14 protein-coding genes are annotated in these 24,735 nt (G+C 69.1%); 8 read left to right on the forward strand and 6 right to left on the reverse strand.

What is annotated here, in order from left to right; genetic code table 11:
* Positions 1-237 (forward strand): hypothetical protein (locus tag J7E96_RS28620; RefSeq protein WP_215135353.1); only part of this gene is annotated, 237 nt, incomplete at its 5' end.
* Positions 234-686, forward strand: a complete 453-nt coding sequence (locus J7E96_RS28625; protein ID WP_215135355.1) for a hypothetical protein — start codon at positions 234-236, stop codon at positions 684-686. The genes J7E96_RS28620 and J7E96_RS28625, both read left to right, overlap by 4 nt.
* Before the next feature lie 555 nt (positions 687-1,241).
* Here J7E96_RS28625 and J7E96_RS28630 read toward each other — a convergent pair.
* The 5 genes from J7E96_RS28630 to J7E96_RS28650 all read right to left on the reverse strand — a co-directional run bounded on the left by J7E96_RS28630 (position 1,242) and on the right by J7E96_RS28650 (position 11,736).
* Positions 1,242-3,707 carry a Helicase associated domain protein gene (locus J7E96_RS28630; RefSeq protein WP_374196725.1) on the reverse strand — a complete coding sequence of 822 codons (2,466 nt, stop codon included), beginning with the start codon at positions 3,705-3,707 and terminating at the stop codon, positions 1,242-1,244.
* A gap of 468 nt (positions 3,708-4,175) precedes the next feature.
* Positions 4,176-5,210 carry a hypothetical protein gene (locus J7E96_RS28635; protein WP_251070575.1) on the reverse strand — a complete coding sequence of 345 codons (1,035 nt, stop codon included), beginning with the start codon at positions 5,208-5,210 and terminating at the stop codon, positions 4,176-4,178.
* On the reverse strand, positions 5,207-8,560 hold the full coding sequence (locus J7E96_RS28640) for an AAA family ATPase (RefSeq protein ID WP_215135358.1): 3,354 nt from the start codon (positions 8,558-8,560) through the stop codon (positions 5,207-5,209). Before J7E96_RS28640 ends, J7E96_RS28635 begins: the two co-directional genes overlap by 4 nt.
* A gap of 35 nt (positions 8,561-8,595) precedes the next feature.
* A complete protein-coding gene (locus tag J7E96_RS28645) occupies positions 8,596-9,762 on the reverse strand; it encodes an exonuclease SbcCD subunit D (RefSeq protein ID WP_215135361.1) in 1,167 nt (388 codons plus the stop codon).
* A 75-nt stretch (positions 9,763-9,837) separates the two neighbouring features.
* Positions 9,838-11,736: an ATP-binding protein gene (locus J7E96_RS28650; RefSeq protein ID WP_251070576.1), complete on the reverse strand. Its 1,899-nt coding sequence runs from the start codon at positions 11,734-11,736 to the stop codon at positions 9,838-9,840.
* Positions 11,737-12,103: 367 nt separating this feature from the next.
* Between J7E96_RS28650 and J7E96_RS28655 the strand changes: the two genes are divergently transcribed.
* From J7E96_RS28655 to J7E96_RS38565, 6 genes are all read left to right on the forward strand, one after another.
* The gene (locus J7E96_RS28655; protein WP_215135363.1) at positions 12,104-13,723 is read left to right on the forward strand and encodes a DUF2397 domain-containing protein; all 1,620 of its coding nucleotides are present in this window, start codon (positions 12,104-12,106) and stop codon (positions 13,721-13,723) included.
* Positions 13,720-14,997, forward strand: a complete 1,278-nt coding sequence (locus J7E96_RS28660; RefSeq protein ID WP_215135365.1) for a TIGR02678 family protein — start codon at positions 13,720-13,722, stop codon at positions 14,995-14,997. The genes J7E96_RS28655 and J7E96_RS28660 overlap by 4 nt, the downstream gene beginning before the upstream one ends.
* Complete coding sequence (locus tag J7E96_RS28665; RefSeq protein WP_215135367.1) at positions 14,994-19,232, forward strand: TIGR02680 family protein; 4,239 nt, start codon at positions 14,994-14,996, stop codon at positions 19,230-19,232. The genes J7E96_RS28660 and J7E96_RS28665 overlap by 4 nt, the downstream gene beginning before the upstream one ends.
* Positions 19,229-20,548 (forward strand): TIGR02679 family protein, encoded by a 1,320-nt coding sequence (locus J7E96_RS28670; RefSeq protein ID WP_215135370.1) that lies wholly within the window; start codon positions 19,229-19,231, stop codon positions 20,546-20,548. The genes J7E96_RS28665 and J7E96_RS28670 overlap by 4 nt, the downstream gene beginning before the upstream one ends.
* 421 nt (positions 20,549-20,969) lie before the next feature.
* Positions 20,970-21,386 (forward strand): hypothetical protein, encoded by a 417-nt coding sequence (locus J7E96_RS28675; RefSeq protein WP_308296181.1) that lies wholly within the window; start codon positions 20,970-20,972, stop codon positions 21,384-21,386.
* Positions 21,387-21,637: 251 nt separating this feature from the next.
* Complete coding sequence (locus J7E96_RS38565) at positions 21,638-23,803, forward strand: tetratricopeptide repeat protein (protein WP_215135372.1); 2,166 nt, start codon at positions 21,638-21,640, stop codon at positions 23,801-23,803.
* A gap of 166 nt (positions 23,804-23,969) precedes the next feature.
* On the opposite strand, the gene J7E96_RS28685 is transcribed toward J7E96_RS38565, so the two are convergent.
* Positions 23,970-24,698, reverse strand: a complete 729-nt coding sequence (locus J7E96_RS28685; protein ID WP_215135374.1) for a hypothetical protein — start codon at positions 24,696-24,698, stop codon at positions 23,970-23,972.
* Positions 24,699-24,735: the final 37 nt, after the last annotated feature.

Raw genomic sequence — 24,735 nt, forward strand, 5'->3', positions numbered from 1 at the left:
GGGGCTCGGCAAGCCGAGCCGGTTCTCTCCGCTTCGCTCCAAGAACCAGAAAAACGGCCCGCGTTGCGGGCCGACAACGAAGTGCTACCCGAGCCGCGTTGCGGCTCGGGGCTCGGCAAGCCGAGCCGGTTCTCTCCGCTTCGCTCCAAGAACCAGAAAAACGGCCCGCGTTGCGAGCCTGTCTGGCTGGAAAGGGGTCTCGGCTTCGTTCTTGTTGCGGCATGCTACTGCTCATGACTACACCTACCTCGGAGACAATCCGCTTGCGGCTTACAGAATTCGTGGTTGACCCGAACGATCCGGATGTCATGCGACGGGTGCTGGAGGTCCGGGTGGACGTACTGACTTTCACAGACGGGGAGTTGCAGTTGTGGCGCGACGGGACCGAGCTTCACAGCTTCCCCTTGGCCTCGGTGGCAGCAGTGGAGCTTGGCAGTGGCAAAGTTCCTGCCGCGGGCAAGACTTACTCGGTTGAAGAGATTCGGAAACAGCACGGCAATGCCTACCAGCGGTGGACGCCGGAGGATGAGCAACTGCTGTTGGAGCTTCATGTCGGCGGCGAGGGGGTCGAAACCCTTGCGCAACGTTTTGATCGTCAGCCTGGTGCCATCCGTGCTCGGCTGGTGAAGTTGGGCGCTGTCGTTGATGAAGCGCCGGCGAAGCAGGCAGATCGTCCGCCGTTCTGATGGCTTTGAAGGTGCGTCGGCTCCGCTGCTTCCTTCGGGCAAAAGTTTTAGGGAATCCCGATTCGGGACTTCTGCCCGTGCCACAGGCTTGAGTCGATCGCCCTAAGGTCTCCGTGCGGTGCCCGTGCCCAGCTATCAGCTACTCGTGTGCTGTGGGGTGGTTTCGGCACACTCGGTGGCTGCCTGCCGGTCGGCGGGCAGCGGGCCGCGGGCCGTCGATGTTCGCTAGGAGCTGCTCGCGACCGTCGTTGCCTACCTGGCCGAACCGGCCGGCTGGGATCTGGATGTGCTCAGCAGACTGTGCTACGTCGCCGCTTTCTACGAGGAGATCTTCCGCTCCGGTGAGATCCGCCGGCACAGCCTGCTGTCAGCCCAGCAACCCCATGGCGGAGCGTGGAACCGCGCTCAGTCGGCGGGCAGCACCCGCAGGCGGCCATCGGCCGACCGCCTGGTGTCGATGTACAGCCGAGCTTTTACCCCTGTCTCAGCCGGTGCCCGGTGACCGCCGACGCGGGCCTTTCTGCGCCTTTCCTGCTGCCCTCTGTTCGGGCCCGTTCAGGCGAGGACAGCCGGGGTTGGGTTCTCGTCACACCAATCGCCGTCGAACAGGGCGGCGACCAGCCGGTCGTGCCCCTCCCCCAGTTGTCCGGCGCGCTTCTTGGTCCGCGTCTTGGCCAGCCATGCGCCGATGCGGACGGTCTCGCCGTCAACCGTGATCTCTTCGCGTGCGGCCGGTGCTCGCTGCTCGCGGTGGAGGAAGAGTTCGAGGAGCTGGACCATGTCCTCGAAGCTGCGGCGGGTGCGGGTGGGTGCGGTCAGCGGGTTGGTGTCGGGGGTGAGGTGGAGGCGGGCGAGGAGCTGTTGCTGGGTGGGGTGGAGGGTGCTGTAGCGGGTGAGCTGACGCCGTAGCCAGCTGCCGATCTTCACCGCGCCGAGCACCGTGTCGTGGGTGAGTTTGGCGGGGTCGTGGCCGGCGGCGAGGTGGGCGCGTAGGAGGTGGTACTTGCGGTGCCAGTCCGCGCCGTGCGGCAGCTGCCAGTGGGGGTCGATCGCCGTGAGGTCGGCGGCGCGGACGGGGTCGAGCTGGTTCTTCGTGGCGAGGTGGCGTTGTTCGGCGAGCCAGGCGCCGAGGGGGGTGGTGGCGGGGGCTGCGAGGTGGCCGTGGGCCTGGTGGTAATCGGCGGCGGCGGTCAGCCGGGCGCGCCAGGCGGCGTCGTGCTTGTCCCAGATCATGCCGAGGGCGTCGAGTTCGGCGGTGAAGTCGGGGTCGAGGCGGGCGGCGTTGTGGGCGTCGCGCATGGTGGTGATGAAGCGGCCGAGTTCGAATCCGACCGGGTCGGTGTAGTCGGCGGGCACGTCGAGGTGGCCGTATTCGACGTGGAAGGCCTGGGCGGAGGTGAGGCCTTCGCGGCGGGTTCGGGTGAGGGGGCCGCGGGGGTTGAAGGCGATCAGATCCATCGCGCGGGCGATGCGTTCGGGGTGGACGGTGAAGTCGAAGTGCCAGCGCTTCATCACCAGCGCGCTCGTCTCGCGCGGCAGCCGGTTCGCCTTGTTCGGCAACCGCTCCACGATGCGGTGATCGTGGCTGGCCAGGGCGGTGGTGATCGCCCAGACCGGCTCGTACGCGGTGCCGAGGATGTCTTCAGGGTCCGCGCCGGCGGGGACGTAGGCGGGGACGACGAGGCTGGCGGTCTTGCCACTCACGTCGGTCCTCAGGGCGCGGCCGAGGGCCTGGACGCAGCGGACGATGCTGCGGGTGGGGTCGGCGAAGACGATCGCGTCCACGCTCGGGATGTCCACGCCTTCCGAGATGAGCTTGGCGTTGGTCATGATCGCGCACTGGGCGGCGGCGAAGGCGGCGAAGATGCCGGCACGCTGGTCGGGGGTGTGCTCGCCGTGGACGAAGAACAACTCGGGTTCCACGGCGGGCACCAGGTCGGGGGCGGTGCGGCGCAGCAGGCGCAGGGTGTGGCCGAGCTCGCGGGTGAACCTCTTTGCGTCCTCGACGAGGTGGAAGTACACCAGCACCCGCCGCAGGCCGTGCTGGGCCATGGCTTTGAGGACCGCCAGATGCAAGGCCGTGGTGCGCAGCGCGCCATCGGGCGCCGAGTGGTCGGCATCGCCGCTGGTGCTGGCGGTGCTGGTGGGGGCGGTGAGGTTGAGTTGGGTGCGCAGGTCGTCGTCGCTGATGGTGGGGACCACGATGCGGTAGTCCGCGGCGCGGCCGTCGGCGATGGCGGTCGCGAGGGGGTAGTCGTGGACGACGGGGCCGTAGACGGCGTGGTTTGACATCGAGTTGGTGAACGCGTCCGCGTCTGTTTCGGGGGCGCCGCGGCGGCGGCGGGGGCGGATCAGGCTGGCGGACTCCGACAGCTCGGGTGCGGCGAAGCTGCGTGGGGTCGCGGTCATGAACAGGCGGCGATCTGCGCGGATGGCCGCCTGGTCGTTGATGAGCGTCCACTTCTTCTCCGCCCGCCCCGCGATCCGGTGCGCCTCATCCATCACGGCCAGGTCGAACGCCGGCACCGTCCGGCCAGCGTGCTGGGCATCGCGGATCTTGCTGAGGGAGTCGTAGGTGCAGATCACGGTCAGAAACGGGATCTCGCCCGGCCTCTCCCCCACCACCGACAGCAGGGCGGCCAGGGCCTCGGGGCTGCTGGTCGAGCCGACCTGTGCGGCCGCGAGCGCCTGGTGGCCGGCGGTGTCCATCGAGGAAACGATGATCATGTGACGCAGGTAGCCGTCCCGCCGCCACGCCAGAGCGGTCTGCGCGGCCAGGTCCAGGGTCGGCACCACCACCAGCGTCATCCGGGCCTGGAGTGAGTGTGCGATTCGGATCGCGACCAGAGTCTTACCCGTGCCTGTCGCGGAGATGTACTGCGCCCGGGTACCGGGGCGGCGCAGATGACGCACCACCGCATCCCTCCCCCGCACCTGATCAGGAAACAAAGGCCACGCGGGCACATGGGACACAGAGACATCGGCAGCGGCGGTACTCACCGGCCCATCATCACCCACCACCCAGGACCGCTGCGGCCATATGCGGCAGGGCCACCCTCGCCCAGGACACGGGGCGTGTGCCCGGCTCTGCCGGAGGAGCAGTCAGAACGCTCTACGCCCCCGGCACCCTTCTTGCGGGGGCATCAGGCGTGACAGGGTCGAACACGAGGGCGCCGCAACCTGACGGGGAGCGTCGGACTCGTCAACCAGCGCCGCTAACTCCGCCAGACGCATCAAGCCCCCACCGGTGGGGCACATCGACGATGCCCTCACCCGCGCCGAACACGCAACCGCGACCCGCCCGCTGCCCGCCACCACCTACGGCCAGATCAGCGCCCGCTGAAGCGAGCCGAGATAGCCGCCAGCAGGAGCGAACTCGCTCGCCGAGTCGGAGCGCAGATCGGCGTCTCCGGGTGCACCGTGGAGCCTACCGCGAGCAGCAGGAGGCGCTGCGGGAACTGGGCATGCTTTTCGGGTGGGACCTGCGGTTCAGCTTGCCGATGCCACGCGAAGGGCGCGACTGAGCAGGATGGGGTTGCCCAGGTGGCGGCGTAGTTGTCTCTCCAGTCCGGCGACCGGCACCAGGTTCTGCGGGGCCCGGGTGTCTTTGTACTCGATGCTGGCGTACCGCGGCAGGAGTGCCTGGGAGAGGTTGGCCAGCTCGATCGCCGCGGCCGCAGGGATGTCGGCGGCGCATTCCAGCCGCACAATGCCGGCCCATGGGGCACCGGGGGTGCACGGGAGCCGCAGGTACCAGGCGTGGCGGTCCCAGGATGTGCCCATCAAGAACACCGGGCTGCGTTCGCCGGGGACCAGGGTGGCGATCATGGCGTGCAGGTCGGGTGGCAGGTAGGCGGTGCGGTGGGACTTGATGAATCCCAGTGCGCGCGGTAGGTGAGTGCGGCCGCGCAGGGGGCCGTCCACGACCAGGAGGTCCGAGTCTTTGGGGATGCCGTGGCCGGTCAGGGCGGTGCGGGCATGGGTGGCGACGAGGACTTCGAGTTCGGTGAGTTGGCGTTGCAGCGCCGTCGAGAGCAGCACGGCGAGGTTCTGTTCTTGGTCGTCGGGGGTGATGGTGGCCTTGTAGGTTCCGGCGGGGGTGGGCACGTCGGCGGCGTTGGTGGCGGTGGTGAACAGGCCACGCCGGTAGTCGATGGTCAGCAGATGTGCGCCGCGGTCGGGGCAGCAGCACACGGTGCCTGCCGCGTAGGAGGCGCACAGCGCCATCTGGGCGTCCCGGACTGCGTTGCGGGGGCTGGTGGCCGGTTCGGCGGCGGGGGGTTGTTCGATCCAGATGCGGGCCTCGACGCGACGGACGCCGTCGACGAACAGGACCGCACCTGGGGCAGATACCTGGGAGGGTGAGACGGGCTTCCAGTCGGCCGGGGCAAGTTCGATGTGGGGAGTGACCTTGGCGGTGGAGTCAGCGATGCCGTTCTCGGCGTTCTCGACGCTGGAACCGTAGGTGGGGTCCCAGCCGTCGACGTGGAACCGCATGCGGGAAGCCTGTGCTGCGCTGGTCATGTGCCCTGCCGGGTGACGGTGGAGGTGCGGGTATCGCGCTGGACGTGAAACTGGACCGGGATTTGTTCGGCGAGTGCAGTGACGTGGGTGATCACTCCGACCATCCGCTCTCCCAGAGAGAGGTTTTGCAGGGTGTCGGCGACGGTCTGGAGCGACTCGGCGTCGAGAGTGCCGAACCCTTCGTCGAGGAAGATGGACTCCAGTTTCGTAGCGCCGCCCAGGCCGGCCAGCTGGTCGGAGAGGGCCAGTGCGAGAGCCAGGCTGGCCTGGAATGTTTCGCCGCCGGACAGGGTACGCACCGAGCGCGAGGAATCGGCATCGAAGTGATCGATGACGTAGAACTCGCCCTTTTGGTGGCTGAGGTCGAAGCGGTCGCCCGACAGCTGGCGTAGTGACTGGGAGGCGCCGGCGACCAGAGTGTCGAGGGCTGAGTTGGCGAGCCACTGAGGGAACTTGGTAGAACGCATCAGCCGGGCCAGCTCGGCGGCCACCTTTTGCCGGGTGCGGGCGGCGTCGATCTTTTCTCGCATTGAGGCGGCATCGGCGAGGCTGCGTTGGATCAGTTCCACCTGGCCTCGGGCGCGTTCGGCTGCGACCGCCACCACTCGCGGAGCCTGCGCGGCACGCCCCGGACCGTCTCCGAGGTCGTGCGGATCCAGGCCTTTATCGCGCAGGAGAGCCTCCAGGCGGCCCAGGAGCTGGTCAGCTTCGTCGTGGGCGGTCTGGGCGTCGGAATCTGCACGCACGGTGGCGGCCTGCCGGTCGCTGACCCCACGGTTGGCCCAGCCGGTCAGGGTGGCCCAGGCGGCGGCGAGGTCGTCGGTGTCGAGGCTCGGTGGGGTGAGTGCCGCCACCGCGTCCCGGGTGGCTGTCAATGCGGATCGGGCACTCGTGGTGCGCTCTTGCCACTGTTCCTGCTCGGCCGCCGCTGTCTTGGCTTTTTCGCGTGTGCGGCGGGACTCGGTGGTGGCTGTCTTCACGGCCTCTTCGAGGCGGGTGCATTCCTCGAAGAGGGTCGGCAGCTTGTCTTCGGGCGGCGCCTGTCCCAGGAGTGTGTCCAGTTCGTTCAGGCGGTCGGTCAGGGTGGTCTGTTCGAGGTCGGCGGTTGCGGCGTCCCGAACGGCTGCGGTGTGGGCAGCCTGGGCGGCGTCCTGCGCGCGGTCGGCTGCATCCAGGGCATTGGTCGCGTCCGAGTGGGCCTTTTGGGCGTCGGTTGTTTCGGCTGCGGTGGCTGTGAGGTCGCGGTCTGCGGTGGCGGTCTGGTTGCGGGCCCAGGTCTCCAGATCGGTCCAGGCCGCGGTCAGGTCGTCGGTGTCGAGGGCCGGCGGATCGAGAGCGGCCACTGTGCCCAGTGTCGAGTGCAGGGTGCTGCGGGCCCGGTCGAGTTCTCGCTGCAGTGCGGCGGCCGCCGACGCGGCGGACTCGTGCGCGGTTTCGGCCTTCTGTACTGCGTCACGCGCCTGCTGCTCATTGGCAATCAACTGATCGCGAGATGTGGTGAGCTCGTCGAGGTGGGCGCGGTCGGCGTCGCAGTCGCGGTCGGTGCCGGCGGGGCGGTCGGGCAGCAGCGTGCTCAGCCTCTTGTCGTGCAGGGTGCGCTGCGTGGTCAGTCCGTCCATGGCCCGCTGTTTGTCGGCGAACGTGGCCTTGGCGTCCTCGTATCGGGTCAGCAGGTCACGGTGTTCGTCTGCGGCAACGGCACGCGCCGCCTTGGCTGCGTGGAGAGCGGGGTCGGACAGCGGTGGCGGGAGGGTGGTGACGTTCTGCTCGCAGACCAGGCAGGCGTGGCCCACCTGAAGCTGGGGGCGCAGCTGCGCGGCACCGGCAAGGGCTTGGGCTTTCTCGAGCGTGGCTGTGGCCGCGTCCAGGCGCACTTGTGCTGCAGTCACCGACTCTTCAGCTCGGCTGGTCACCTCGGCACAGTCGTCCAGCTCGCGGGTGGCGTCCGTGAGCAAGGCGATGACGTCGAGGAGTTCGTCGAGTGTGTGGTGCGCGTCTGTGAGCCGGCTGCCGTCGCCGGCGGCGGTAAGCGCGCGGGAAGCCTGTTCGTGCCGGTCCCTGGCCTCGGCCAGCTCCCCGGCGGCGGTTTCGGCGTCGCTGGAGCGAGCTGCTGCGCGGCTGGTCAGGTCGGTGACGCCGTCGGGGGTGCGGACGGCGGCCAGCAGTTGTTGGCGACGCTGTAGTTTTTCGTGCGTTTGCCGGATTTGATCGCGGCGCTCACGGGTTTCCTCGGTACTGCGCCGGGCCTTGGAGACGGCGTTCGCCGCTGCCTTGCGCCGGTCTTCGCATTGCACAAGCTCGTCTTGGGCGCGCTGGGCCTCGGTGATCACGCCGTCGCGGCGCGCGGCCAGGTCTGCCTTCTCGGTGTACCGGGCGCGGGTGAAGGTCAGGTCGGTGCGCTGGGGGCCGGACTGAGCCTCTTTGGTGGCGTCGGAGAGGGTCTGAGCGGCTGCGTCGGCGGCGTCACGGGTCTGCCGGGCCTCTATCTGTGCCTGTGTGGCATGGCGTTGCATCTCTTCGATGCCATCGGGGGTGCGGATGGAGGTCAGCAGATCGGTCTCGCTGCGCAGCTTGTCGGCTCGAGCGTCGGCATCGTGGGCGCGGGTGTGTGCCTCGGTGACACGGGGCACGAGTTGGTCGACGGTGGCGGCCAGATGTTCGAGCGTCTCGGCACGCGCCTGTGCGGTGGCCTCGGCTTCTGGAGTGGCGTCGGCGTGGCGGCTCAGCTGGTCGTTGAGGACCTCGATCTCTCTGGCTGCTTGGTCTGCTTGGGCGCCGGCGCGTTTGCCGATGCCTTCGTATTGGGCGGCGCCGAGGAGTTTGAGCAGGATTTGCTGGCGGTCGCGGGCGCTGGCGGACAGGAACCGGGCGAAGTCGCCCTGGGGCAGGACGACGCACTGGCAGAAGTCGTCGAAGGACAGGCCGAGCAACTGCTCGATGGCGGGATTTAGTTCTTTGATCTCCCCGGCCAGTACTTCCGGCTGTGGTCCGTCTGACTCGACGGCGACTGCGGTGGGGTCGGTGAACTGCACCAGGCTGACGGCCTTCTGCTGGATCTGCTGGCCGGTGCGGCGGACCTCGCGGGCGACCTGGTAGCGCTGTGATCCGACGTCGAAGGTGAGTGAGACCGTGCAGCGGTTGCTCGTGGGGGCGAGTGCGTAGGAGATGGCGTTGCTGCGTCCCCACCGGTAGGCGGAGCCGTACAGGGCGAACGTCAGCGCGTCGAGGATGGTGGACTTGCCTGAACCGGTGGGGCCGACGAGGGCGAAGTAGTCGGTGTCGGTGAAGTCGACCACGGTGGGGGCGCGGAAGCCGGCGAAGCCGTTGAGCTCCAGACGAACGGGACGCATTCGAGGATTCCTTTGGGCGGGTGCAGCCTGGGGCTTCAGTATGTGGTCGAGCGAGTGAGGTCGTCGTGCAGCTGGTTGAACAAATCCGTGACTCGGTCGTCGCTGACACCGACGCTGTGGCAGTAGTCGGCAAACAGCTGCGCAGGCGTCTTGACCGGCTGGTCGACGCCGATCCCTGCCGTGGCGCCGGTGCTTGCATGATCGGGGTGGAGGAGGATCTGAAGTGTGTTGGGAAGGGCTTCGTACAGGTCGTCGCGTATGCCAGCGTAGGCGGGCTGGGTGACGACGAGTCTCAGGTAGTCCTCGCCGTAGCCGGCGGGGTCGGCGGTCAGTTGGGCGACGGTTCCCTCGACGGTGCGCAGTCGGCGGCCGGTCGTGATGGGGATGTCGGTGATCTCTGCGGGGGTGCCGGGGGTTGCCTCGACGAGGCAGACGACGTGGGTGTTGTTCTGCTCGCCGAAGTCGATGGCGTAGGGGGAGCCGCTGTAGTGCACCGGGCAGGCGGCGGGGATCTGTTGTCGGCGGTGCAAGTGCCCCAGGGCCACGTAGTGGGCCTCGACGGGGAAGATAGCGGCGGGCACGTGGTATTCCATGATCGACTGGGCGGGTCGCTCACCGCCGCCGAAGGCGCCGCCGGTGCAGGTCAGGTGGGCCATGATGATGTTGACGGCGTCCGGGGTAAACGCCCCGGTCAGATTGGCGAGGACATCGCGGACGAGTTGGTCGTAAGCGCCGACGTTCTGCGACGGGGTGTTGGCGATGATCTCCGCGGCCCGGACGGCGTAGCGCTGGGAGAGGAACGGCAGGACGGCGACGTTGACGGCCTCGTTGGTGGACTTGGCGCGGAAGGTGTGCACGCCGCCCTTGGTGGCCGGTCTGGCCTGTCCGTAGAGGTGGATGCCGGCGACGTCCATCAGCGGCCGGTAGGCCTCGAATGTGGCGCCGTGGTCGTGGTTGCCGGCGATGACGACGACTTCGATGTTCTGCTTGGCCAGGTGCAGCAGGGTCCGCACGATCAGCTTCTGGGCGTCCGCGGTCGGCGCGGCGTTTTCGTAGATATCTCCGGCTATGAGGACGGCGTCGACCTCGTTGTCGATCGCGATCTGGGTGATCTCTCGCAGGACGCGTGTCTGCTCCTCGAGCCGGTTGCGGCCCTTGAGGGTTTTACCGACGTGCCAGTCGGAGGTGTGAAGGAACTTCACGGCGTGGGTCCTTTACGGGTGGCTGAGGCAGAGCAGCGTGGCGCGTTGGCGCGCCGAGGAGGGAGGTGGCGGACGTCAGTAAGGCGGCTCGTCGATGGCGCCGTCGTCGATGGCGTCGGGCCACGAATCGCTCTCGGCCTGGGGCAGCCTGCTGAACGGGTCCGGTCGCACCGTGCTGCCGATGCCCTGGCCGGCTGCGCGGGTGGTGTAGGTGGGGTCGGCGACCTCGGAGAGCCGGGTGGCCCAGGCGGGGAAGGGGAATTCGACGGCCAGCGGTACCGGGATCTCCGGTTGGGAGATGAACATGGTGCCGGGCCTGGCGAGCGTGGCGCGCTGACGCTGAGAGGCGGGCAGGAAGCCGTACTCGGGGCGGCCAGCCTCGGCCGCGTCGAGCCGGCCGACGATTTTGATCGAGGAGTTCGACACGATGCGCCGCTCCACCTCAGAGGCGGTCTGCTGGGCGCCGATGAGGATGATGCCGAGCGAGCGGCCGCGTTCGGCGATGTCCAGCAGTACGTCCTTGATCGGGGAGGATCCCTCGCGGGGCGCGTACTTGTTGAGCTCGTCGACCATCGTGAACAGCAGCCCGCCCGGGCCGGCTTGCTCCTTGCGGTCGGTCTCTGCGGCCAGCACGACACCGACGACGAACCGCTGGGCCCGCTCCGGCAGGTTATGCAGGTCCACCACGGTGACCTGCTGCTGCGAAGTGTCGATGGAGTGCGCAACCGGGCGGTCGGTGACCGTGCTCAGGTCGCCGCGCAGCAAGGGCCCGAGCGGCCTCTGGGACGACCGCAGCCGTCGCACGAACGCATTCACCGTGCCCAGGCCGATGGCCGGGCCCGCCCAGTCCGCGCGGGTGACGTCGTCGGTGACCTTGTCGCAGATGAAGTCGACCAGGTCCGGCCAGGTGCGGAGGGTGTTCCCGTCGATGGTGACCGCGCCGTCGTTCCCGGCGGCCTGGGCCTCGCGGCGCAGCCGGCTGGTGACCTGGTGCACGACGATCGTGTACTGGTTCTTCTCGTCCTCGACGTCCGCGAACACGTAGGGCAGCAGCTCGCGTTCGCAGAACTCATGCAGGGTCCACCAGAAGGCGGTGACGCCGCTGGTCCTGCCGGTGACGTGGGGGCGGCCGGTAGTGTCGCCGGGCAGTGGCGGGGCGTAAAAGCCAGCCGAGGCGAAGGGGCGGGCGGGCAGGCCGAGTTGGGCGTACGCGGCTCGCAGAGTGTCGTCGAGGCGGGCGTTGGGCTGGTCGACGAACAGCAGGTCCTCGCCCTTGACCGAGAAGATCAGGGCCTTGGCGTTGACCGCGCGGGCGCCCAGGGCGCCCGAGGTGAACAGCGAGTGCAGCAAAAACAGCGCGAAGCTGGTCTTGGTTGCCACCCCTGAGATGCCCGAGATCGATACGTGGGCGCCGCGGGTGCCGTCAAGGAATTCGAGGTTGAGATAGATCGGTTCGCCGTCACGGCCGATGCCGGCGGGGACGCGCGCGTCCATCCGGTCGAAGTACAGGGCGGCGTCCCGGGCAGTGCCTGCGGCCCGGATGGCGACTTCGCCGGGGCGTGGCGGGACGTAGCACTCGGGGTCGACACGAGTGGTCGTGACCTCGGCGATCTCCTGCACGTTCGCCGGCAAGATTCCGTCGGCGATGAGGAACACGTCTGAGCCAAACGCGGCACCTTCGTGGCGGGCAACCACCTCGGTGACCACACCGGAGGTGACGATCGTGCCGCGGCCGGGGATTTCTCGCCGGGTGCTGACCACGTCGTCGAGTTGCAGATAGGCATCCGGGGAAAGCGCAACATGGAACTTCAAGGGAGTGGAGTCCTCGGTACCTGCGACCTTCCCCACCTCCTGTTCGTCCTCGCTGCTGGTGAGGAGGCCGCCCGCGGACGGCTGCCGGCCGGTCGCGGGTGCGGAACTGCGGCCGAATACAGCGCTGTCAGCGCCGCGGGGCTCGGAGTCGGTGTCGGTCATCGGCCGTTCCCTGTATCGGTCTTGCGGTGTCGGACGCTGCCCGCTGGCGGTGAACACCGATCGGGGCGCCGAAACATCGGACGGTAACTACGAGTACAGACCGTAACTAACGGGATGCCTGCTGCGAGGGGTTTTGTCGATAGCAGAGAGAAATCAGGGCAGGCCTGAGGGCTGTGCACAGTGCAAGGGCCGGAGACACTCGCGTCGGCGGACGGCTTCCGCTAGCCGCCCCGGGCTGGCACTTTGTCAAAAGGCGATCATTTTCGGTCCATGGTGATCAATCGCCGGGAAGTAGAGTCTTCCCGCCCTAATCTGACCGTCGGTACCTTCCTGGCCCCTGCGGCCCGGAGCCAGAGGGGGGACGGGAATGGAGGAGGGCTACTTCGGGGGCGAAGACGGCTCCGAAGACGAGTCAGACGAGCGGCGCGATCTCTTCAGGTATGTGACGGTCGACAATGTCCATAATGCGGCCGAATACCTCGCCATCATGGACCAGTTCACGCAGACACTGCTGACCGATCTGTCCGCCGCGGAGGTCAGCGAGGCACTGGCGAAACGCGGTATCACCCTGTCCCCGGAGGATGCGGAGGCCCGCTGCGCCAGCCTGGTCCGCTGGAAGAACCTCATGCCCTCCGCACGCGACCCCCGTGTCCCCACAGTCGCCGCGCTGCGCCACACCCGGGCCCGTTTCCAGGTCACCCGGCTCGGCGGCACGGTCCACCGGCAGGTCACCAAAGTCCTGAAGATGCGCGACGGCGCGCGGGAGGTGGCCCGCGAACTGCTCGGCAGCATGGCAGCGTTGCTGTCGAAGATCTTCCGCCAGGCACGCCATCCCCGCACCATCGACGCCGAGGCCCTGGCGGCCGATGTCACGACCGTCTTCACCAACCAGGCGTACTTCGCCGACAGCATCCGCGACTTCTACGCCTACCTGTCGTCCGTGCTGGTCCGCTACGACCTGGCCGGTGAGGAGTACGCGTCGTTCAAGGGCCTGCTGCTGGAGTACGTCCACCTCATCGACACCGACGTCTCCCGGCACTCCCCCGCGGTCCTGAAATGCCTGGATGACCTCCAGCCGGTCCTGGACCACGTCCTGAACGCCCTGGACAGCCTGCCGGGCCTGGCTTCCGCGGACGGCGCCCCCGTCGAGCGGCTGCCTGGACGGCAGCACAACGACTGGGCGGAACTGCAGGCCTGGTACAGCGGCGGCGAGGGCGGCTTGTCCGGCCCGGCTCAGCTGCGGGCCGCAGCCGAGTCCGCTCTGGGGCAGCTGCTCACCAACGCACGGCGCATGCTCACCCCCGGCGGCACCGGAGGAGCCAGGCGCAGCGACCTGATGCACCTGGCCGGCCTGTTCGCGCAGGCCAGTGTCGAAGAGGCCCACCGCGGCTTCTCGGCCGCCTTCGGCGCCTACCCCGCGCGTCATGTGAGTTTCGGGCCCGAGGAGGCCGACCCCCGCGACACCCCTTCGACGTCGTGGTGGGACGCCGGCCCGGTGGATGTCCCGGTCTCCTTGCGGGAGCGCGGCGACCGCACCGCGCGCGGACGCACCGCGCGGGTGCCCGACCCGGGCATGGACATCACCCGTCTGCAGGAAGAGGCCGCGCAGGAACTCGCGGCCCGCCAGACGGCCGGGGCCGAACTCGCCGCTGCCGGTGTGCTGGACGGAGCGCACCTCACTCCGGCGGCCCGTGATCTGCTGCTGGAACTGGTGTCCATGGCGCTGGCCAAGGAACTCAGCCCGTCACAAGCCGTGCGCGTGGAGGACATCGATCTCCATGTCGCCGTGGACGTCGCGGAGTCGGACACCGACACCGTGATCAGATCGGACGACGGCGACACGACCTTCTTGCGTCTGGCTCTCAAAGCCTCGGCCGCCGACGAGGCCCGCCCCGGTGATGCAGCGGGTGAGAGTGCGGCAGACGAACTCACCGTCGGCGCAGGCGAGGACCGGCAGCCGCCCTCGGCGGCAGGAGGCGTCCGGTGAGTGTGGACAACAGGCCGGCCGGCTCCACCGCTCAGCACGAGGCGGCGGAGCGGCGTCTGGCAGCCCGTACCCTGCTGGCCCGCCCGGTGCTGACGTCGCACCGGCAGCCGGACGAGCTGGCCGTGGTCCGCAGGCATTCCGCCGCGCTGCGCTCCGCCTTCGCCAAGCTCCTGGGGTATCACCTCATCGTCGAGACCTCCTTTGCCCGGCTGGTGAAGACGCCTCCGAGCCCGGACGGTCCGCTGCGGCCCGTCCAGCGGGGAGACAGCCCGCCCTTCACCCCGCAGACCTATGCGCTGTTCTCGCTGGCCTGTGCCGCGTTGCTCACGCCCGGTACCGGTGAGTGGCTGCTGATCTCCTCGCTGGTCGAGCAGGTACGGGCCGATGCCGCCTCGGCCGGTGTCGAACTGCGCGACACGCCCTCGGAAAACCGCCGCCTGGTCCAGGCCGTCGGGCTTCTTATCGACTGGGGTGTGCTGACCGAGACCGACGGATCGCTGTCCGCCTGGAGTGAACGGCGCGAGGAGGGGGTGCTGCAGATCCACCGCCCCCTGCTGCCGCACGTGCTGCCCCGCCCGTTGCGCAATGTGGCCTCCCTGGCCGACCTGGCGGATCAGCTGCCGAGCGGAGCGTCCGAGCCCCGGCGCAGTCTGCGGCGCCGTCTGGTAGAGAACCCGCTGGTGAAGCGGGAAGAGCTCCCGGAGGACGAGCGTGATGTCCTCTCCCGGGAACGCTCGGAGCTGACGCGCCTTCTGGAGGAGCACTTCGGGCTGACGCTGGAGGTCAGAGCGGAGGGGGCTTTGGCCTACGACACCGAAGGAACCCTCAGCGATGTGGTCTATCCGGGCCCGGGTACCGTGCGCCAGGCAGCGCTGCTGCTGACCGATGCACTGACCGATCTGGCCCGGCCGGCGGCGGGTCACCACGTCCCGGGGACTGCGGCAGATGTGCCGGGCCTGCTGACGCCGTGGGACACGGTCCGCGGTGAACTGGATGGCCTGGCCTCGCGCTACGCCAAGGCCTGGGCCGGTGCCTACATCGCCGATCCGGCCCGCCTGCAGAAGGAGGTCGTGGCCCTGCTGGAATCCATGTCGCTGGCCCGCAGCCTGCCCGAAGGACTGGTGCTGCATCCGGCAGCGGCCCGCTACCGGCCCGAACCTCAAGCCCAGCCGACGCGCGCCGCCCGGCGGTTGGCCGATACACCGCCCGACGCTGCCGGCGCGCCGCCGTCCGACGTGCTGTTCACCGAGTCCTTCCTCAGGGAGGCATTATGAGTGCCCTCGCCTTTCCCGGCCCGCGCACACCCGACAGCCCCGCGGGCGGGCAAGCGCCTGCCCGCGCGGCCCATCCCTACCGGTGGCGGCTGAACCGGGCGGGAATCGTCAACGTCTGGTTCTACTTCGACCAGCGCTTCGATCTGTCGGGCGGCCGCCTGGTGCTGCGGGGATCGAACGGGTCCGGCAAGTCCCGGGCCCTGGAGATGCTGCTGCCGTTCGTCCTGGACGCCGACCGGCGCCGCATGGATGCCACCGGTTCCGGCAAAGTCCGGCTGGAGGACCTGATGCGGGCTGGCGGCGACGGCCAGGCCAACCGGCTCGGGTACGTGTGGCTGGAGCTCACCCGTGACGTGGAGGACGCCGACGGCGAGCAGCGCACAGAGTTCCTGACCGCAGGCGCCCTGATCCGCTTCTCGCACAGCGCCGCGGAGGCGAAGGCCTGGTACTTCCTCACCCCCCTGCGGGTCGACGAGGACCTGGTCCTGCTCGACACCAGCCGGGTCCCGCAGTCGAAAGAAGGCCTGGCCGCCGTCATCGGAGCGGACCGTCTGACCTCATCTCCCGACGTCCACCGCGACCGGGTACGCACGGCCGTCTTCGGGCTCCACGGCGACCAGGGACGCGAGCGGTATACGGGACTGCTACAGCTGCTGCACACGCTGCGCTCGCCCGACGTGGGCAACCGCATCGACGAAGGCCGCCTGCCCCAGATCCTTTCCGACGCCCTGCCCCCGCTGTCCGACAAAGCCATCGCCACAGCGGGTGAGGAACTCGACGGGCTGGAAGAGACCCGGGCCGCGCTGGCCCGGCTGGAAACCGCCTACGGTCACGTCGCCGACTTCCTCAGGGTCTACACCCGTTACGCCACGGGCGTCTGCATCGCCGCCGGTGACCGCACCCAGTCTGCGGCCGTCCTGGCCCGGGACACCGACACGAGAGCCGCACAGCGGGAGAAGACACACCTCCAGCTCGTCCGCGACCATGCCGACGCCGTAGCCGAGGTCCGCGAACTAGACGGCTATCGCGACGAGTTGGAAGCAACCGTCGCCGGAATCCGGCAGTCCAGCGAGTACCGGGCCGCCCGCGAACTCAGCGAACGTCTCAGCACCCTGCAGGCTTTGGAAGCCGCCGCCCGCAACGCCATGGCCACCGCCGAGGGTGCCCGTGACGAAGAACAGCGCACCGCCGACGCGTGCAACGAAGCGGCCCAGGACGCCAAGAGCGCGGCAGAGGAGGCGGCCCGGATCGTCCAGCAGGTCGGTGAACTCCTGGCGGGGGCAGGTCTCAACACTCCGCTTCCCGCTGCCCCGCACGTCGAGGTGCGGGAGCCGGAGCCCGTGGTGGAGCCGGTGCGCACCACAGCGGATGCCGACCCGGAGCCCGTCAGCCGCCCGGCGGCACTGCGCCTCGTCCCCGCCCTGGACGACATCGCCGCGACCATCGACGCGCTGCTCGGGGCGATCCCCGCGCTGCGCGCGGCTGCGGCCACCCGGGCCCAGCAGGCAGCCGTACGGGCCGGCGAGGCCCGAGAACTGGTTTCCGCTCTCGAGAAAGTACGGCGCGCACAGGACCGGGCCGAAGACGCCACCGAAGACGCCGTCGAGGCTGAAGGCAAAGCAGAGCAGGCGGAAGCCAGACGCGATGAAGCGGCAGTGAAGCTGGCCGTGGACTGGCGGACCTGGACGGCATCTGCGCGCTCGCAGCGCCTGCTGGGCGACGTCGACTGGCACGGCACGGCCGTCGCCGCTCTCCTGGACGATGTCGAAGCCCTCGCTGGTGACGTGCCGGCCGGCCCGGACGCCGACCGTGAACTGGCCCGCCTGGACGCCCTCGCCCATCAGGTGGCCGCGCCTGCCCGGGCCCTGCACGCACAGCAGACGGCCGCATTGGCCGCACAGGCACAGCAGGACAATGCCCAACGTGAGCAGTTGCTGGCCGAAGCCGGGGAACTGCGCCGGGAGCGCGATGTGCCGCCGCCGATGCCGGACTGGCTGGACAGCCCGGCTGTCGGCGCACCGGCGCTGTGGCAGCTGCTGGAGTTCCGTCCCGAGGTCGACGCGGGGGTGCGGACCGGCGTGGAGGGCGCCCTGCTGGCCTCGGGGCTGCTGTACGGCGTTCTCACACAGGATGGCGACGTGGTCGCCGAAAGCGGCCAGCTGCTGCTGGGGGCCGGCGGTCCCCCGGCGCTGCGCTCACTGCGCACGCTGCTGGTCCCGGCCGGGAGCGACAGCAGGGAGGTGGCGCGCGTCAACGCCGTCCTGGATCAGATCGCCCTGAGTCCGGGGCACCCCACCTGGGTGGTGCCCGACGGCTCGTGGGGCAACGGTCCTCTGAGAGGACGTCACCTGCCCGCAAGCGCCCGCTACATCGGCGCCAGGGCGCGGGCGGCCGTCCGCGCGGCCCGTCTCGCCGAGATTGACGTCCTGCTCGAACAGTTGCAGCAGGCGGCACAGGAGCGCAGCGAGCAGCAGGACACCCTGGAGGCCGGGCTGCGGGACCTGGAGAGCCACCTGGTGGAGGCTCCGCGCTCCGTGCAGCTCGCGACGCTGCGCCTGCAGGCCGCCTCAGCCCGCACGGACGCCGTCGCCGCCCGCCGGCAAGCAGGCGCGCTCGCGGAGGAGGCCCAGCGGATGCAGCGGGCCTGGACGGCCCGCCAGCACAGCCACCGCGAGGTCTGTACGGCCCTGGGAATGCCCGACGACGCAGAGGGTCTACGGACCACGCAGGCCTGTGCGGAGCGGTCGCAGACCATGTGCCGGGATGTGGACCGCTCCGGCGAAGCAGTCAAGAAGCATCTCGCCCGCCGGCAGCTTCTGCTGGCACGCCTGCGCACCGTCCGCGACCGGCGCAGTGAGGCGGAGGGGCACGCCGAGTCGGCAGGCTTGGACTGGTCGCGGGAGGCCTCGGGGCTGGCCGCATTGCGCGAGAGCCTCGGCTCCAGCCCGCAGGAGGTGCACGACCGTCTTGAGGCAGCCGAACGGGAGCTGAAGCAGACCAAGGCGGTCCTGCAGCGCACCAACAGCCAGGTACTCGACCTGACCGGCCAGGTGGCCGCGGCCAAGGAGAAGGCGCAGGGCGCCCGGGAGAAAGCGCAAGAGGCACGGGCGGCCCTCGTCCAGCAAGCCAAAGCGCTGCACCGGCGCCTGAGCCATCCGGCTCTGGCCGTGGCTCTGGTGCCGGGCACGGTTGGTCCTGCGGTACTGCTATCGGCGAGCCCCGGTGCGGACGACGTCCTGGCGGCGGTGCGCGAGGTGAGGGCAGCGGTGCAGCGGCCGGACAGCACCGCCGATGCCACCGCGCTGGTACGTGCCCAGTCGGTACTGGAACGCAACACCGCGGGCGCCTACGACGTGACCGTCACGATCGAGGACGACCTGCATGTCGTAGAACTGACAGATGCCGGCGGACGGCGCCACATCGCCGATGCCGCAGCCGAACTGCGGGAACGACGCGACCGCGGACGCAGCGCACTGACCCAGCGTGAGCGCACGGCCTTTCACAACTTCGTCCTGGGCGGGATGGCCGAAGAGCTCCGCAACCGCATCCTCGAGGCCGAAAGCCTGATCAAGGCGATGAACACCTCGCTTCAGCCCATCACCACAAGCCACGGCATCGGCGTCAAGATCCGCTGGCGCCTGGCCGATTCGGCCAACGAGCACATCACCCGGGTCAAAGAGCTGATGAAACGCGACGTCCATGTGCTGCGCGAAGCGGAGTCCGAAGAACTCATCAGCCGGCTCAAGGCACTCGTGGACACCGCCTACAGCGACGACCCCCAGGCCGGATACGCCACCCACCTGCACACGGCTCTCGACTACCGGGCCTGGCACGTCGTAGACGCCTTCATCACCGGTCCCGAACCCGGCCAGGAACGCAAGATCAGCCGCCGGGCCAAGCTCTCGCAGGGCGAGACCCGCTTCGTGTCCTACGTGACCCTGTTCGCCGCCGCCGACGCCTACCTCAGCAGCCTGCCCGACACCGGCCGCGCCCTGCGGCTGATCCTCCTGGACGACGCATTCGCCAAAGTCGACCACCGCACCATCGGCGAACTGATGGCGCTTCTGGTCCGCCTGGACCTCGACTTCGTCATGACCGGCCACGCCCTGTGGGGATTCTTCGCCGAGGTTCCCGCCCTGGACACCTACGAAGTGCGGCGCGCCGAAGGCACCGCGGCCGTGACCACCCACGTCCACTGGGACGGCCGCAACCGCCACCTGCACGCCGCATCATGACCGCTCATCCCCTCCCCCAGCTCCCCGCCCCCGTCCGCAGCTACCTCGACGACCCCAGCCTCACCGCGCTGTGGGCGGCGGCCCGCAAACGACTGGAGCGCAACCGCCTGGCCCCCACCGGCACCGTGCAGGCCCAGCTCGACACCGAAGGCGCCAAGCGGCTCGGAGGACTGCTCGGCACCCGGCTCGAGCCCGGTCTGCGCCGCATCCAACTGGGCGCCCTGGACGTGGCCTTGAGGGCATCGGCCGCCCAATGCGGCCTCGTCAGTGTCGTGGCGGAGCTGACCGGCCGGCCCCTACAGGACCGGATGTCGGCCAAAGAGGCACAGCAGACAGCGTGGACGGCGTTCTGGCAGCAGCTGGACGGCGACATCACCGGTGCAGGCCTGGCCCACGCGGGCTGGATCGCCGACTGGCTCGGGGAGTTGAGGAGCACCGGCATCCTCACCCGGGCCGGCATCGAAGCGGCCGCTACCGCCCTCAGCAGCGCCGTACGCACTATCGCCGCACTCACGAATACACCCCTTTACTCCCCGGTCGGAACCGGAGCAGAGGCTGTGAAGCAGTGGGAGCTGAGCGAGCTCGCCGCGCACACGACCGGCGACGCCCACGGGCTCGACGAGGGCCGCCTCACCAGTATCCTGGTCCTCAAGGCCATTGCCGCAGCCTGCACACTGCCGTCGCCCGACTCGGCCGCAAACCGCCGGCTGCTGTGGGAGCGGGTGGGCGTCAGCACAGACTCCCTGTCCGGGACCGTCATGGTGTGGAAGCTGGACCCGCCCGGAACCCATCCCTGGGCGATGATGATGCGCACGCGCAACGATCTGTCGCTGGTGACGCACCTGACCCTTCAAGAGCTGCGCACTGTCCCCGATGTCGCGCTGACAGTGCCGGGGGCAACCGTGTATGTCTGCGAGAACCCGCAAGTGCTTCAGGCAGCCGCGCGGTATGGCCTGCCCGGCGTCCTGGTGTGCGGCAGCGGCAACCCGTCTGCGGCGGGGTGGGAACTACTGCGGCGGCTCGTCGCCAGCAGAGCAGACGTCGCCTACCACGGCGACTTCGACTGGCCCGGCGTCGCCATCGCTGAACGGGTGATCCGGCTGGGCGCTCGCCCCTGGCGCATGCACAGCACGGACTACCTCGACGCACTGGCAGAACTGCCCGCCGACCGACTTACCCCACTGACGGGGGCCTCTGCGCCCTCGCCCTGGGATCCGCAGCTTGAGACCATGATGGCTCAACGAGGCCTCGCTGTTCACGAAGAAGCACAGCTGGGCCGACTTCTACACGACGTGCGTCACGCTACATCCAGGTGACGCCCACCTGCGGCCGACTTGACGATTCGGGTGGCCGGGTCGTGAGGTGCACAGTGGTGACGGACTGCTGGGTCATGGTGCTTCGCAGCAGGCCGGGAGAGCATGCTCGGCAGTCGCTGGTCGGGGTGTCCCCGTAGCGCGACGTGGCCGCGCGGACGCGGTCGGAGCGGCTATGAGAGTCACTGTGGTTTACCGCCGCGCCAGTGACCCTCACTTCTGTCCCCGCTTGACCGTGGGTCCCCATCAGCCCCTCCAGGAGAGCCGCACGGCTGCAGCAAGCATGACGCGGCGGCCGCACCAGCAGCAATCCGATTCAAGGCAGCCGGGCAGTCCCCTGTCCTCAGACAGCCGATCCGGTACGGCGCCGGGGTCGAACAGATGGGGCAGCGGGGATGTCAGTCCTCAATGCGATGATGCGTACGTGACGGGACGGGCGAGGATTGTGGTGTGGCTGCTGGCGGTGCTGTGCGGCCTGGCGGCGGTAGTGCTGGGCGTCGTCGCGGCCGTGGCCGATATCGACACGGCTGGTCAGGTGGCAAGCGTGGCTGGTTCGGTCGCAGGTCTGGTCGGGGTTGCGCTGAGTTGCTACACGCTTCTGCGGCCGTCTGCGGTCGGCGGCCATGGAGCGGCGGCGACAGCGGCGGGAGCGCGATCCGTCGCGGCTGGCGGCAGCATCGGACGAGTGGTTACCGGTGATCGCGTCGCTCTCACCGCACCCGCTGCGGCACCTCCGGCAGCAGCAGGGATGTCCGGTTCGGCGCAGGCGATGGGTGAGCGAGGCGTCGCGGCGGCCGGCGGGGTCGGCGAGGCCTTCACCGGAGACGACGCGCGCGCATGAATCCGTGGCAGAGGAAGCCCAAACCAGCTCCCGAATCGCACAACTCGCCTGCTGACCGGCAGTCCTTGAGGCCGGATGCCGACGTGGCGGCGTCCGGCCTGCGCTCTGTTGCGGCCGCCGGGAGCATAGGTGCAGTCACCACAGGCGACTACAGCCCTCTGACGGTCAGCGTGTACCCGCCCGCGCCGGCGCCGACCGCGCTGGCCTCCCTTCCCGCTGCACCCTCGATGCTCAGCGGCCGGGACACTGAGGTGGATCAGGTTCTGTCGGTCCTGCGGCCGCACAGCGGGGCACCGCAGCAGGACGTGGATCGCTCAGGGGTTGGGCCGATCGCTGCCTCGGCTGCGGATGATGTCGTACCGCCCGTGCTGGTGACCTCAGTCGCCGGGCTTGCCGGTGTGGGCAAGACGGCACTCGCCCTGGCCTGCGGGCATGCCGCCGCCGAGGCCGGCTGGTTCACCGGCAGCCTCTTCGTCGACCTGCATGGATACGACGAGAGCCCGGTGCAGCCAGGACAGGCTCTGGAGGCGCTCCTGCGGGCCCTCGGCGTCGACCCGACTGGCATTCCTGCAGCGGCTGAGGAACGGGCAACGTTGTACCGGTCCGCGCTGGAAGACCGGGCCGACCAGGGACAACGTCTGCTCATCGTGGCCGACAATGCCGCCAGTGCCGACCAGGTCCGTCTCCTACTCCCCGGCAGCCGCCGGCACCAAGTCCTGATCACTTCCCGGCACACCCTGCCGACACTTAACGCGCGGCTCGTGGATCTTGCCGTGCTCAGCCCCGAGGCGGCGGTGGCACTCCTGCGGCATGCCCTGCAGAGAGCCAACCCTGCCGACCGACGCGTCCTGGGTGCCGCAGACGGTGTCGAGGAACTGGCCGGCCTGTGCGGGTACCTGCCGCTGGCCCTGCACATCAGCGCCGCTCTGCTGATCCTGGAACCCGACCAGGCCATCGCCGAACTCGCGGCCGAGCTGGCCACGGCCCGGTCACGACTGAGCCTCCTGGACGACGGAGAACGGGCTGTCCGTGCCTCCTTCGATCTCTCCTACCGTCGGCTTCCTCCGGATCATGCCGAACTCTTTCGTCTCCTCGCGCTCAATCCCGGTCCCGACATCGGCCTTGAAGCAGTGGCAGTGCTGGCGGCCCGCCCGCTGTCGGCCGTCCGCACCATGCTCCGCGCTCTCGTCCAGGCGCACCTGCTCGATTGTGTGAACAGGCGCTGGTCGATGCACGACCTCGTCCGCGACTACGCCACCGAATTCGTGCACGACACCCAGCAGGCTGCAGCAACTGGTGCCGGAGGAGAAGGCACGCCGGGTGCGGTAGGGGCCCACGCTCAGGCACGCAGCCGACTGCTTGAGCACTACACCACAACTGCCCTCGCGGCGAGCGCACACCTCACCTTGGGGGCACACTCATCTGCGCCAGGCGAATTCGCCGATCAAGACGAGGCGCTGGCCTGGCTGGACAGCGAGCGTGTCAACCTCACCGCGTCCGTGGCCGCCGCAGCCGCCATCGGGCACCAGGACATCGCTCTCCGACTCCCGGTGATCCTTTACGACTACCTCATCTGGCACGGGTACTTCGACGACTTGATCGCCGTGACGACGATCGCGTGCAGCATTGCCCACCAAGCGGGAGCGCTCGCCGCCGAGGCAGGAGCGTGGAACAACCTCGGCATCGCCCTGGCCGAGGCCTCACGCTACGAGGAGGCTGTCCCCGCTCACAGGCGGGCCGCCGACCTCTTCGCCTCAATCGACAACCACAATGAACGCGGCAAGGCACTCAACGGGCTCGGTTCGGCCCTGCGCGATTGGGGGAAACCCGCCGACGCACTGCAGATCCACCAGGAAGCCCTGACGATCCAACGGGCTTGTGAAGACCTGCAGGAACAGGCCGCGGTACTGAACAACCTGTCCCTTGACCACCAGGAGCTGGGGAACGTCGCAGCGGCGTGCGCCGCAGCAGAAGAGGCCGCCTCACTGTTCCAGCAACTCGGCGACACCACCAACGAAGCGAAAGCGCTCTGCACGGCAGCATTCGCACTCCAGGCATCGGGACAGTCTAACGAAGCACAGGCCGTCTGCGAGCGGGCCATCGAAGCCGCCAGCTGCGCCGTGGGCAATCCCCACGACGAAGCGGCAATCCTGATGACCTGCGCCGAGTTGCTGACCGCCCTCACGCCACAGCAGCGGATTGCTTATCTACTGCAGGCCCAAGCAGCGTGCCAACGCGCCAACGCCCACGATCTGTACGCGCACACGCTGGGCGCCATCGGCCGGACATGGATCACCGCGGGCGACAGGAACCAGGCCACCGCTCATCTCACTCGTGCAGCACGCATGTTTGAAGACCTTGGTCTTACCAGCGAAGCGGACGACGTTCGGGAGCTGCTCTCACTGCTCCGCTCTTGACCCGGCCGGACACCACGGCCGCCGGATTCCGTGCCCGCCGCCGCCACATGGTCGGCGAGGTTAGGGTGGCTGCTGCGGTGGCCCGAGGTGGGCACCGCGTGAACAAGGCGCGCTGGAGGTGAGCATGGGGCTGCGCCCAACACACCTCGGCTACGCCTACCAGGACCTACTCACCGCGCTGCGCCTGGTGGACCTTGCGGTGGGACGCGCGGCATCGGTGCTGGTTGATACGAAGCTGTTCACCGGGGACCGGTTCGACGACATCACCTGCGAGTGGGGCAAGGGCAGCCGCGAGCGGCTGCAGATCAAGCACACGGACCACGACCGCGCGTTGTCGCTGGAGAGTTTCACGAAGGACAACCGAGGCCTGCGTCTGGATCTGCTCTTCTCCTCCATGGACCACGACCTCGCCTCGCATCCCGGTACCTCGCACCGCCTCGTGGTGCGCGACACGGAGCCGGAGGATCCCGAGCTGGCCCGGGTGCTGCGCCCAGTCCAGGCGAGTGCCGATCCTGGGCCTGCGCTGCACGGCCTGAGCAGCCAGCGGTTCCGGTTCGACGCCGCTGCGCTGCGAGCGCACGCTCCGTGGAAGGAGATGCTCGCCGGGATCAGGGATGACCTGCTCGGCCGCGCCTGCGCCTCCCTGGTCGTCGACACGAATCTTCCGGCGTGCTCGCTCAACATCCGTGAGCCCGGACCGGCCGAAGCGGCCTTGCTGCACCGCGTCACCGAAGAACTTGGTGCCGGGCGGCCGCCGAACCGGCACCGCACGCCTGAGGAGGTGGCGCTGGCTCTGATCGAGACGGCCAAAACGGCGCGTAGCCGGGCGGGGACGGTGAGGGTCGAGGATCTGCTTCCGCGTCTGAGCCTGGAAGTCGATTTCGGAGCGGTCCATCGACGGCGACGACGGGTGGGTCGATCAGGTCCGGTCC

The sequence above is a fragment of the Streptomyces sp. ISL-96 genome, assembly GCF_018614035.1.
GTDB lineage: Bacteria > Actinomycetota > Actinomycetes > Streptomycetales > Streptomycetaceae > Streptomyces.

Excerpts from the sequence above, each read along its gene's own strand:
- J7E96_RS28635 (WP_251070575.1), bottom strand. The coding sequence starts at position 5,210 with ATGACCAGCGCAGCACAGGCTTCCCGCATGCGGTTCCACGTCGACGGC.
- J7E96_RS28650 (WP_251070576.1), bottom strand. The coding sequence starts at position 11,736 with ATGACCGACACCGACTCCGAGCCCCGCGGCGCTGACAGCGCTGTATTC.
- J7E96_RS28665 (WP_215135367.1), top strand. The coding sequence starts at position 14,994 with ATGAGTGCCCTCGCCTTTCCCGGCCCGCGCACACCCGACAGCCCCGCG.
- J7E96_RS28655 (WP_215135363.1), top strand. The coding sequence starts at position 12,104 with ATGGAGGAGGGCTACTTCGGGGGCGAAGACGGCTCCGAAGACGAGTCA.
- J7E96_RS28640 (WP_215135358.1), bottom strand. The coding sequence starts at position 8,560 with ATGCGTCCCGTTCGTCTGGAGCTCAACGGCTTCGCCGGCTTCCGCGCC.
- J7E96_RS28685 (WP_215135374.1), bottom strand. The coding sequence starts at position 24,698 with ATGGACCGCTCCGAAATCGACTTCCAGGCTCAGACGCGGAAGCAGATC.
- J7E96_RS28625 (WP_215135355.1), top strand. The coding sequence starts at position 234 with ATGACTACACCTACCTCGGAGACAATCCGCTTGCGGCTTACAGAATTC.
- J7E96_RS28670 (WP_215135370.1), top strand. The coding sequence starts at position 19,229 with ATGACCGCTCATCCCCTCCCCCAGCTCCCCGCCCCCGTCCGCAGCTAC.